A 2,719-nucleotide genomic window follows, 5' to 3' on the forward strand; every position below is an offset into this window, starting at 1 on the left:
GCGGAAATATCAGTAATGTTATTGTCCGAAAGATACAGCGTCGTCAAGTTTTTCATCTCTGAGAGTGCGGAAATATCAGTAATGTTATTGTCCGAAAGATACAGCGTCGTCAAGTTTTTCAATCCTGACAGCGGTGACATATCCAATGTTGTATTATTTTCGGCATTTCTATCATCAAGGTATAATACCATCAGGTTGTGTGCATGTTCAAGTCCTGTCAGATCTGTTATCCCGCTGTTGGGTGCGTTAAGTCTCTGCAAGTTCAGGATAGCGTGAGTCGTCAGGGCATTTCCAATCTGTCGCTGCACAGCCGCCGCTAAATGTGGGTCTGGGATTGATAGAGCTTCGGGAGGCGGTATTATGGAGGTAATATCTATTGGAAATGACTGACCTCTCATGTTTCCAAGTACATCAATTGCGGATAACGATACCGATCCTGTTTTTGGGGTCAAATCGTTGGTGACGAATTCGACGGTACCCGATATATTTCCATTTAAAGACTGACAACCAAGCAATGAGAAATACGCAGAATATACCGGCATCGGAGCCAACAGCCGCACTTTATGTATGCCATTAGGATCGTTTATTTCAAAGCGGAGCCGGATGACATTGGGTGGAGCGGCGAGACTCGGCGGGTGCATTATAAACTCTGGATACACATCCGGTTCAAACTGACGTTCAGGATTGAAAGCACGATGGGCATTTAACCACTCCGCAGCACAAAATGAGTTGAGCATCTGATCTCTTGTAAATATCGAAATTTGCTTAGAGTTGCTGGTAGCATAATCATGAAACAAGCCGCAGGCGTGCCCCAGTTCATGTGCTGCCAACTGAACGCTATTAAGATTATGTGCGGGGATAAGTGCCAGTCCGCCACCGCTTCCGATAGCTCCGCCGCGACCAGCAACTCTATCACCCGTACAATCACCATCGCCGCTGTCAAGGCAAGAACTGCTCATATCTATCACAGTGAGATAGATATTTTTTGATGGGTCAAACGTATCATCAATAATTTCCTCCCAGATGTTCCATGTATAGGATAAATTACTGTAATGTTCATCAGTGAACTGTCCTATGAAATGATGGACCACTGCATTGCCACCTGCATCCGTTTCAAATTGAAAAGTTTTTCTACCAAATCCGTGTGCTTCCATCTGGTTGGCGTAGAACTGCTGAATATCCTTTATGAGGGTATCCAATTTTATGTCAATGTCTGGTTGTGCTCGGCGGTCCAGTGGAAGAAAGTAGATGAGTCGGACTATCGGGCGCGTATTTTGCGCAGCTGTGAAACCTACAATGCTAAAAAAAGTGATGAGGCATACAGTTCCGATCCATAATAATTTTCTGTTCATGAGGCTGCCTCCTTATGCAAACCAGACAAAGCGTATTTTGTTAAACCCGCTGCCTCTTGTCAGCGCGGAAACCGTGTTGTAAAATCTATTGTAAACCGACTGCACATCGAAATCCAACGGTATTACTCTTACTTTCTGGCGGGAGAAAGAAGCGCGTGCTACTACGTACATTGTTGGCAGTAACGATCCAAGAACCGCCCCGTAACACTCTATTCGATTGAACGGATTCAAAGTTTTTGCTTATCTCATGCACGGTATTTGTGCCTGAAAACGGATTATCTTCTTGAGAAATCGTATAAAAATCTGCATTGTACTTATCAAGACACCATTCCAAGACATTGCCAGCCATATCAAAGAGTCCGTAGTCGTTTTCTGGATAGCTGCCGACAGGTGCAGTAAATGCGTATCCATCATCTGCGTTTTTGTCCGACCACCAATACAGGGTTAGGTTTTGGTCAGCGAAGTTGCATCGGCTATCCTGTGGCGATATGTTTCCCCAGGGATACGTTTTTGCTATCAGACCGCCACGTGCCGCTTTCTCCCATTCTGCTTCGGTGGGTAACCTTTTCCCCACCCACATTGCATAAGCCATTGCATCATGCCAGCTGACATAAACAATCGGGTGTTGATCCGTCGGAGCATAGGGTAGTATTTCTTGCCAGTCAGGTTCCTGATGTCCGGTTGTTTCAACAAACGATTTATATTCGCCTACTGTTACCTCATGCTCGTCTATGAAGAAGGAATCCACAAAAACATTATGGATAGGTTGCTCATCGTCAGAAGCCATTTCTGAATCGCTTCCCATTTGGAAATTTCCTTCGCGAATCAGTATCATGCCTTTCGGAATAACTGTATATTCTAAAGTTTGTGTGCCATCTGTCCAAGTAAGTTCTACGGTGAGGCTCCCCAGAGAGAAAGCACCTGTGATAGTAACCCTAATTCCGGATCCGCTCACTGTTCCAGGCTCCACAGTCAGATTTTCGGGAGGGGCTGAAAAATACACAATAATAGATTCTCCGGGACGGAGTATGCTACCGCTTGCGGGTCTCGCAGCTTTGAATTCAACTGGCCCCGGTTCAACAACATCTTCATCGTCTGTATCTAATCCACAACTAAGCAATGTGAAGAGAAAAAGACATGTCGTCGTGAAAACAAAAAGGGGAACAGGTGTTTTCATAATTCTTTTTTGTCCTATGTAGCATTCTATTACCTATGTAGCATTCTATTAAGTGACAACTTGTATTCCAAATTACCAAAAGAGAACGCAATAAGTAGTTTTGGGATTTGAAAAATTGGTTGAAAAAGCGCGATAAACCCAGTGAATACAAGGGTTTTTGACTTGTTTAAAATGTGAGAAAATGGTATAA

The 2,719-nt window shown here is 44.1% G+C and carries 2 protein-coding genes; both read right to left on the reverse strand.

Annotation, left to right across the window (positions count from 1 at the left end):
* A partial coding sequence (locus OXN25_16695; GenBank protein MDE0426491.1) for a leucine-rich repeat domain-containing protein occupies nucleotides 1-1,352 on the reverse strand: 1,352 nt, incomplete at its 3' end.
* A gap of 85 nt (nucleotides 1,353-1,437) precedes the next feature.
* Entirely contained in the window at nucleotides 1,438-2,529 is a 1,092-nt protein-coding gene (locus OXN25_16700; GenBank protein MDE0426492.1) for a formylglycine-generating enzyme family protein, read from the reverse strand.
* Between the last annotated feature and the right edge of the window lie 190 nt (nucleotides 2,530-2,719).

This window comes from Candidatus Poribacteria bacterium (assembly GCA_028820845.1).
Classification (GTDB): domain Bacteria; phylum Poribacteria; class WGA-4E; order WGA-4E; family WGA-3G; genus WGA-3G.